This window comes from Rhizobacter sp. P3_C12 (assembly GCF_056402735.1).
On sequence record NZ_JBFUGW010000285.1, the window covers coordinates 1 to 7,438 of the forward strand.

7 protein-coding genes are annotated in these 7,438 nt (G+C 69.5%); 3 read left to right on the forward strand and 4 right to left on the reverse strand.

What is annotated here, in order from left to right; genetic code table 11:
* A partial coding sequence (locus AC1DXV_RS28475; RefSeq protein ID WP_477936763.1) for an NAD(P)/FAD-dependent oxidoreductase occupies positions 1-306 on the reverse strand: 306 nt, incomplete at its 3' end.
* A 185-nt stretch (positions 307-491) separates the two neighbouring features.
* On the opposite strand from AC1DXV_RS28475, the gene AC1DXV_RS28480 reads away from it, so the two are divergent.
* The gene (locus AC1DXV_RS28480; protein ID WP_477936765.1) at positions 492-1,970 is read left to right on the forward strand and encodes a C13 family peptidase; all 1,479 of its coding nucleotides are present in this window, start codon (positions 492-494) and stop codon (positions 1,968-1,970) included.
* On the opposite strand, the gene uraD is transcribed toward AC1DXV_RS28480, so the two are convergent.
* A complete protein-coding gene (gene uraD, locus AC1DXV_RS28485) occupies positions 1,964-2,494 on the reverse strand; it encodes a 2-oxo-4-hydroxy-4-carboxy-5-ureidoimidazoline decarboxylase (protein WP_477869949.1) in 531 nt (176 codons plus the stop codon). The two genes, AC1DXV_RS28480 and uraD, sit on opposite strands and share 7 nt — an antisense overlap.
* On the reverse strand, positions 2,491-3,465 hold the full coding sequence (locus tag AC1DXV_RS28490; protein ID WP_477936767.1) for a Bug family tripartite tricarboxylate transporter substrate binding protein: 975 nt from the start codon (positions 3,463-3,465) through the stop codon (positions 2,491-2,493). Before AC1DXV_RS28490 ends, uraD begins: the two co-directional genes overlap by 4 nt.
* A gap of 120 nt (positions 3,466-3,585) precedes the next feature.
* Between AC1DXV_RS28490 and AC1DXV_RS28495 the strand changes: the two genes are divergently transcribed.
* Positions 3,586-4,545, forward strand: coding sequence for a LysR family transcriptional regulator (locus AC1DXV_RS28495; protein ID WP_477936769.1), 960 nt, complete (start codon positions 3,586-3,588; stop codon positions 4,543-4,545).
* Between the two features lie 342 nt (positions 4,546-4,887).
* On the opposite strand, the gene AC1DXV_RS28500 is transcribed toward AC1DXV_RS28495, so the two are convergent.
* A complete protein-coding gene (locus AC1DXV_RS28500; RefSeq protein WP_477936771.1) occupies positions 4,888-6,249 on the reverse strand; it encodes an MFS transporter in 1,362 nt (453 codons plus the stop codon).
* A gap of 177 nt (positions 6,250-6,426) precedes the next feature.
* Between AC1DXV_RS28500 and cyoA the strand changes: the two genes are divergently transcribed.
* Positions 6,427-7,438 (forward strand): ubiquinol oxidase subunit II (cyoA, locus tag AC1DXV_RS28505; protein ID WP_477936773.1); only part of this gene is annotated, 1,012 nt, incomplete at its 3' end.

The window sequence follows — 7,438 nt, forward strand, 5'->3', positions numbered from 1 at the left end:
GCCGACGAAGGTGTCGATGCCGAGCCCGCCCACCCACTCGCGCAGCTGCTGCGGGCCGAACGCCTCGAGYCAGCGCGCCACCTGCGCCTGCCGTGCACCATAGCGCTCGACGAACGCCGGCAACGGCTCGCTGTGCGTCAGGTTCAACCCGCCCTTGCCGGCCAGCAGGAACTTGCGGCCGACCGACGGCATCGCGTCGTACAGGTCGACCTGCACGCCGCCGGCGGCGAGGCGCTCGGYCGCCATCAGGCCGGCCGGCCCGCCCCCGATGATCACGACGTTGGCAGTGGAGGCGATGGCAGGCATGGGCAGGGGATGTGCAAGAGACACAGCGGGAAAGGACCCGCATTGTCCCCCGGCTCACTGGGCCATCACGGCTTCGGGCTGTCGGTATGGGTCGGCGCGTGGATCAGCATCACGTCGGTCCTGGTTTCGTCAGATTGAACGCCCGGTTCGTTTGGTAGATTCGCCCGCTTGGGAGAACACCACCAATGACCGACAACGGACTGAACGACTCGATCGAATCGATCCCCGAAACCCCACCCGCGCCGCCCCCTCAGTTGCCCCGCGGCGCGCTCGGCGCCTGGTGGCTCCAGGGTTTCCGCACCGCGCTGCTGATGCGCGCCGACTGGCGCGGCCTGCGCGCCACGCCGGCCATCACGGCCTGCCTCTTCATCGTGCCGTTCGTGCTCGGCGTGGGGGTCGGGCGACTCTTCATCACCGGACCCGCCTCGTTCTACTGGCCGACGCTGCTGTCCTCGCACTGGATGGGGGTGGTGCTGCTGGCCTGGGCCTGCTGGTGGCTGGTGCGCACGCCGCGGCGCCAGGGTGAAGGTGACAGTGACGGGCCCGACGCCCCGGCGCTGTTCGCGATGCTGTGCGCGCAGGGCCTGCCGATGCTGGTGGTGCTGGCACTGCTGTTCGTGCCGATGTCCCGCAACGGCGTGTACGGCAGCGGCGATGCGAGCGGCTGGCTGGCGTGGGGCGTGTGGTGGCTCGCCGTCGGCTGGCTGTTCCTCGCGCAGGGGGTGCTGCTGTGGCGCACCGGCACGCGGTTGGCGCCGCGCCTGGGCGCGCTGCTGGTGGTCGCGGCCACGCTGGTGGCCAACCAATGGCTGAACCGCGCCACCTACTGGTACCCGGCCCGCGCCGAGACCGCCGAGGGCGAAGACGATGCGCCGCGCTTCAAGCTGACGCAGGAGCTGGTCGAACAGCAATCGCAGCTGCTGCAGACGCAGCTGCAGGCCATCGCGCCGCAGCGCAAGGGCACGATCGACGTCTACACGCTGACCTTCGCGCCGAACGCCGAAGAGGAGGTGTTCCGCCGCGAGAGCGCGATGGTGGCCGACGTGATTAGCACCCGCTTCGGCGGCGCCGGCCGCGCGCTGCAGCTGGTGAGCCACCACGACGACCCGGCCGTGTTCCCGTGGGCCACGCCGGTGAACCTGCAGCGTGCGATCACGCGCATGGCCGCGCTGATGGACCGCGACGAGGACGTGCTGTTCCTGCACCTCACCTCGCACGGCGCACGCGACGGGCAGCTCGCGTCGTCGTTCTGGCCGCTGGAGGTCGACTCGGTCACGCCGGCGATGCTGAAGGGCTGGCTGGATGCCGCGGGCGTTCGCCACCGCGTGATCTCGGTGTCGGCCTGCTACTCGGGCAGCTGGATCGTGCCGCTGTCCGACCCCGACACGCTGGTGATGACGGCGGCCGATGCCGACCACACCTCGTACGGCTGCGGCCGCCGCTCGCCGCTGACCTTCTTCGGCCGCGCGATGTACGACGAAGGCATGCGCACGACCTGGTCGTTCGAGGAAGCGCATGCAGCGGCGCGAACGCGCATCGAGCAGCGCGAGAAGGAGGCCGGCAAGACCGACGGCTACTCGAACCCGCAGATCGCGGTGGGCGAGCGGATGCGCGAGACGCTGGCGGCGCTCGCGAAGCAGCGCGCCGCGGCGGCCGGTCAGTAGGCGATCCGGGCCTGCAGCCGCCGCCGCGAGATCCGGCCGATCTCGTCCAGCGCCTGCTGCAACTCATCCGCCCGCGCGCGCAGCAGGCGCGCCTCGAAGGCCTGCAACGCCGATTCACGCGTGTGCTCGCGAATGCACAGGATGAACGGGAAGCCGAAGCGCTCGCGATAGGCCGCGTTCATCGCATCCCAGCGCGCGGCCTCGGCCGGCGGCAGGGCCTCGAGCGCGAGGCTGCCCTGCTCGGCCACCGAATCGGCCGTCATCGCGCCGGTGCGGGCCTGGTCGCCCGCCAGCTCCGGATGGCCTTGCAGCAGGGCCAGCAGTTGCGGCTCGGGCAAGGCCCGCAGCCGCGCCATCATCGCGGCATGCAAGGCCTCGAGGCTCGCGAACGGCCGCTCGTTCAGCACCGCCACCGCGACCCACGGCGCATGCTCGAACACGCTGGCGAGCCGCTCGACGAAGGCCTCGTCGCTGCCGTCGCACAGCGCCTGCCAGGAGATCGGCGCGATCGACGGCAGGCTCACGGCTTGAGGTCCGCCGCCTTGATCGCCGGCGCCCAGTCGCGGATCTGCTTCTCGACGAAGCCGGCGAACTCGGCCGAGCTCATCTTCAGCGGCGTGATGCCGAGCTCCTCGAAGCGCTTGACGATCGCCGGCTGCACCAGGATGTCGGCCAGCGCCTGCGCGAGCTTGTCGCTCACTTCCTTCGGCAGACCGGCCGGGCCGGAGACCCCGAAGTAGTTGTCGCTGACGAGGTCGGGCCGGCCCTGCTCGACGACGGTCGGCACGTCGGGCGCGAGCGGCGAACGCTTGCGCGAGGTCACCGCGATGCCCTTGATCTGGCCGCTCCTCATCATCGGCACGTAGGCGGTGATCACGTCGATGCCCAGCGGCACGGTGCCGGCGATCAGGTCGGTGGTCATCGGCGCGCCGCCGCGGTACGGCACGTGCGTCATGTCCAGCTTCAGGTCGGCCTTCAGCATCTCGCCGACGATCTGCCCGATCGAGCCCGGCCCGCCGCTGCCGAAGCTCAGGTTGCCGTGCGCCGCGGCGGCCGCCTTCGGCAGGTCGGCCAGCGACGCGATGCCGGCCTGCGGATTGGCCATGATCGCCACCGGTGCCACGCCCAGCATCGCGATGTGCGTGAACTGCTTCACCGGGTCGTACGGCGGCTTCGCGAGCGTGAACGGGCCGATCGACAGCGGCGTGGAGTTCGACAGCATCAGCGTGTAGCCGTCCGGCGCCGAGCGCGCGACCTCGGCACCGCCCAGCGTGCCGCCGGCACCGGGTTTGTTGTCGACGATCACCGGCTGGCCGAGCGCCTTGGCGAGCGGCGCGGAGATCTCGCGCGCGACGATGTCGCTGGCCCCGCCCGGCGCGAAGGTCACGACGATGCGGATCGGCTTCTCGGGCCAGGCGGCCCGTGCGGCGCCGGTACCCGCCACGAGAGCCGTCACCAGGGCGGCCGCGAGCAGGCTGCGGGGGAAGGAAGACATCGACAGGCTCCGGCAGGGGATGAGGTGCATCGATGCTAGGCAGCGCGTGCATTGCCGTCCATCACCGATTGCGCAACACTGCATGCTCTTTTTGAGTACGCACATCCCGAAGGCCTTCCCATGCTGCGCGGCAACCTGCTCCCCCTCGTGCTCCGTTATGTCGACCAGGTGGCCCGCTCGGGCTCGATCCAGGGCGCCGCGAAGGAGCTGCACGTGGCCGCGTCGGCGGTGAACCGCCAGGTGCTGCAGCTGGAAGAGGCGCTGGGGGTGCCGCTGTTCGAGCGGCTGCCGCGCGGCATGCGGCTGACGCCGCCGGGCGATGCGATCGTCACGCTCGCGCGGCGCTGGCGCAGCGACGAGCGGCGCGTCGCGGCCGAGATCCGGCAGATGCAGGGCATCCACCAGGGGCATGTGCGCATCGCCGCGATGGACAGCCACAGCACCAGCGTGCTGCCGCAGCTGGTCGCGCGGCTGGCGGCCGATCACCCGCGCATCACGCTGGGCATCGAGATCGGCAGCAGCGACGACGCGGTGGCCGCGCTGCTGGCCGGCAAGGCCGAAGTGGCCGCGGTGTTCAACCTGTCACCGCGGCGCGAGCTGCTGGCGCTGTGGAGCAGCGAGCTGCCGCTGGGCTGCATCGTCGCGCCCGGGCATGCGCTCGCAGCGCAGGAGACGGTGAGCCTGCAGGAGGTGTGCGCCTTCCCGATCGCGCTGCAGAGCAAGGCGCTGCTGATCCGGCGCTACCTGGAGGCGCACTACCACTGGCTGTTCAACGACGCGCGGCTGCGCGTCGAGACGAACTCGCTGCAGCTGGTGAAGATGCTGGCGCGCCAGGGCAGCCATGTGGCGCTGACCTCGGAGCTGGATGCCGCGCCAGAGTTGCTGGACGGCACGTTGAATTTCATCCCGGTGCGCGACAAAGGCGTCGAAGCGCAGACGATCAGTCTCGCGGTCGATGCCGGGCGCCCGCCCGGGCCGGTGGTGAAGCTGGTCGCCGGGCTGCTGGCGGAGTGCATCCAGCAGCGCCTGGAAGAAGTACGCGCAGCCCGGCTGCCAATCCAGGACCCGAACTCGGGTTGAAGGCTGGGCGGCAGTGGCGCGGAAGGCCGGTTGACGACCCGGGAATCAAACCCCACTTGTTCGCTTGTCACCCCCCGAAGGACCGGGGCGGTGCAAAAGGCGCGGGCGGGGAGGCTGGGGAGCGCCAATAAGGGAGTGGCGCCGGAGCTGGCTGGTTTGATGGCCCGCGTGCGCAGCACGCTTCGTGAACTGACTGTCGCCGACTGTTTGACCACAACGAACGAAGTGAGTGGCGGGAGTTTCGGCGACGGGCCATCAAACCAGTCAGTGCAGGGGAGTCTTCGCCCCGCCAGGGGCGAAGACCGCTGCGACCGGCGAGCCCCAGCCTCCCCGCCCGCGCCTTCACGCAGCCGAAGCCGAGTCCTTGATCTCCATTGCCTTGTTGACGCTCAGCGCGATCAGCGTGGCCGCCGAGCCCGACAGCAGGTAGACGCTGACGTACGCGAGGCCGAAGTGGGCCGACAGCCCCAGCGCCACCAGCGGCGCGAAGGCGGCGCCGATCAGCCAGGCCAGGTCGGAGGTGAGCGCCGCACCGGTGTAGCGGTGCTGCGTCTCGAAGTTGGACGTCACCGCGCCCGAGGCCTGCCCATACGACAGCCCGAGCAGCGCGAAGCCGACCAGGATGAAGACGTCCTGCCCGATCGGCCCGCCGCCCAGCAGCGTCGGCGCGAAGCCGCTGAACACCCCGATCGCCGCGGCCAGCGTGCCCAGCGTGGTGCGGCGGCCGAACCGGTCGGCGATGCTGCCCGACGCGATGATGCCCAGCGCGGCAATGCCGGCGCCCACCATCTGAACCGCGAGGAACTCGCTGATCGACTGCGTGGAATACAGCTTGATCCACGACAGCGGGAACACCGTGACGATGTGGAACAGCGCGTAGCTGGCCAGCGCCGCGAACGCGCCGATCACGATCGTCGAGCCCTGCGTCTTCGCGAGTTCGCCGACGCTGGTGGGCTCGAGCTCGTGCGCATCGAGCAGCTTCGCGTATTCATTGGTGGCCACCAGGCGCAGCCGCGCGAACAGCGCGACCACGTTGATCGCGAAGGCCACGTAGAACGGATAGCGCCAGCCCCAGGTCAGGAAATCCTCGGAGCTCAGGCTCGCGTACAGGAAGGCGAACAGCCCGCTCGCGATCACGAAGCCGATCGGCGCGCCCAGCTGGCCGAGCATCGCGTACCAGCCGCGGCGGTTGCTCGGTGCGTTCAGCGCCAGCAGCGACGGCAGGCCGTCCCAGGCGCCGCCGAGCGCCAGCCCCTGGCCGACGCGGAAGATCGACAGCAGCACGATCGACGTGAAGCCGATGCTCTGGTAGCCCGGCACGAAGGCCATGCCGGCGGTGGATGAGCCGAGCAGGAACAGCGCGATCGTCAGCTTGGCCTCGCGCCCGTAGCGCTTCTGGATCGCCATGAAGATCACGCTGCCGATCGGGCGCGCGATGAACGCGAACGAGAAGATCGTGAAGGCCCACAGCGTGCCTTCGAGGCCTTTTTCGAACGGGAAAAACACTGACGGGAACACGAGCACTGCCGCGATTCCGAACACGAAGAAGTCAAAATACTCCGATGACCTCCCGATGATCACGCCGATGGCGATCTCGCCGGGCGCGACCTTCGCATCATGGGCGGCATGCAGCCGGCGGGTGTCTCGGCCGATGTCTTCGGTCGTCGGGTGCGGATGTTTGGGGTCCAGGGAGGAGGTCGTCATGAAGCTTCGGTCCGCTGTCTTGAACAATGTCGGGGCAGTCTGGAGGTTCCCACGCCCCGGCAGCGCAGGCGATAGGACAAAACGTCCAATCCCCGAAGTGCGCCGTTGAACGTAGATTCTCTGCCCATCGGGCGCCGGTTGGAAGCATTTTGCGCGCCCCTCCTACCAGAACCTGGCATGCCACCCCACACACAGCCCCTGAGCCGACGGCTCCTGCTGGCCCCCGCCCTGCTCCTCACCGGGCTGCTGGCCGGCTGCAACACCGTGTTGCTGAACCCCTCCGGCGACATCGCCGCCCAGCAAGGCAAGCTGATCATCGTCAGCACCTGGCTGATGCTGCTGATCATCGTGCCGGTGATCGCGCTGACGGTGACCTTCGCCTGGCGCTACCGCGCTTCCAACCGCGCGGCCCGCTACGAACCCGACTGGGACCACTCCACGCAGCTCGAGCTGGTGATCTGGGCGGCGCCGCTGCTGATCATCATCGCGCTGGGCGCGATCACCTGGATCAGCACCCACACGCTGGACCCATACCGCCCGCTGAGCCGCATCGACGAGAAGCGCCCGGTCACCGCCGACGTGAAGCCGCTGGTGGTCGAGGTGGTCGCGCTCGACTGGAAGTGGCTCTTCATCTACCCCGAGCAGGGCATCGCCGTCGTCAACGAGCTGGCCGCGCCGGTCGACCGGCCGATCCAGTTCAAGATCACCGCGTCGTCGGTGATGAACGCGTTCTACATCCCCGAGCTGGCCGGCATGATCTACGCGATGCCGGGCATGCAGACCCAGCTGCATGCGGTGATCAACAAGCCGGGCGACTACGAAGGCTTCTCGGCCAACTACAGCGGCGCCGGCTTCTCGCACATGCGCTTTCGCTTCCACGGCGTGGACAACGCCGGGTTCGACAAATGGGTGCAGGCCGCCAAGGCCGACGCGAAGGAACTGACCCGCGCCGACTACCTGCAGCTCGAGAAGCCGAGCGAGCGCGAGCCGGTGCGCCGCTACGCGAGCTTCGCGCCGGGCCTGTACGACGCCATCCTGAACCGCTGCGTCGACACCTCGAAGATGTGCATGTCCGAGATGATGGCGATCGACGCCGGCGGCGGCCTCGGCCGCCAGGGCATCGACGGCGTCAAGGAGAAGGACGGCCACACCTCCGACGCCAACGGCGCCACGCCCCGCACCTACTACG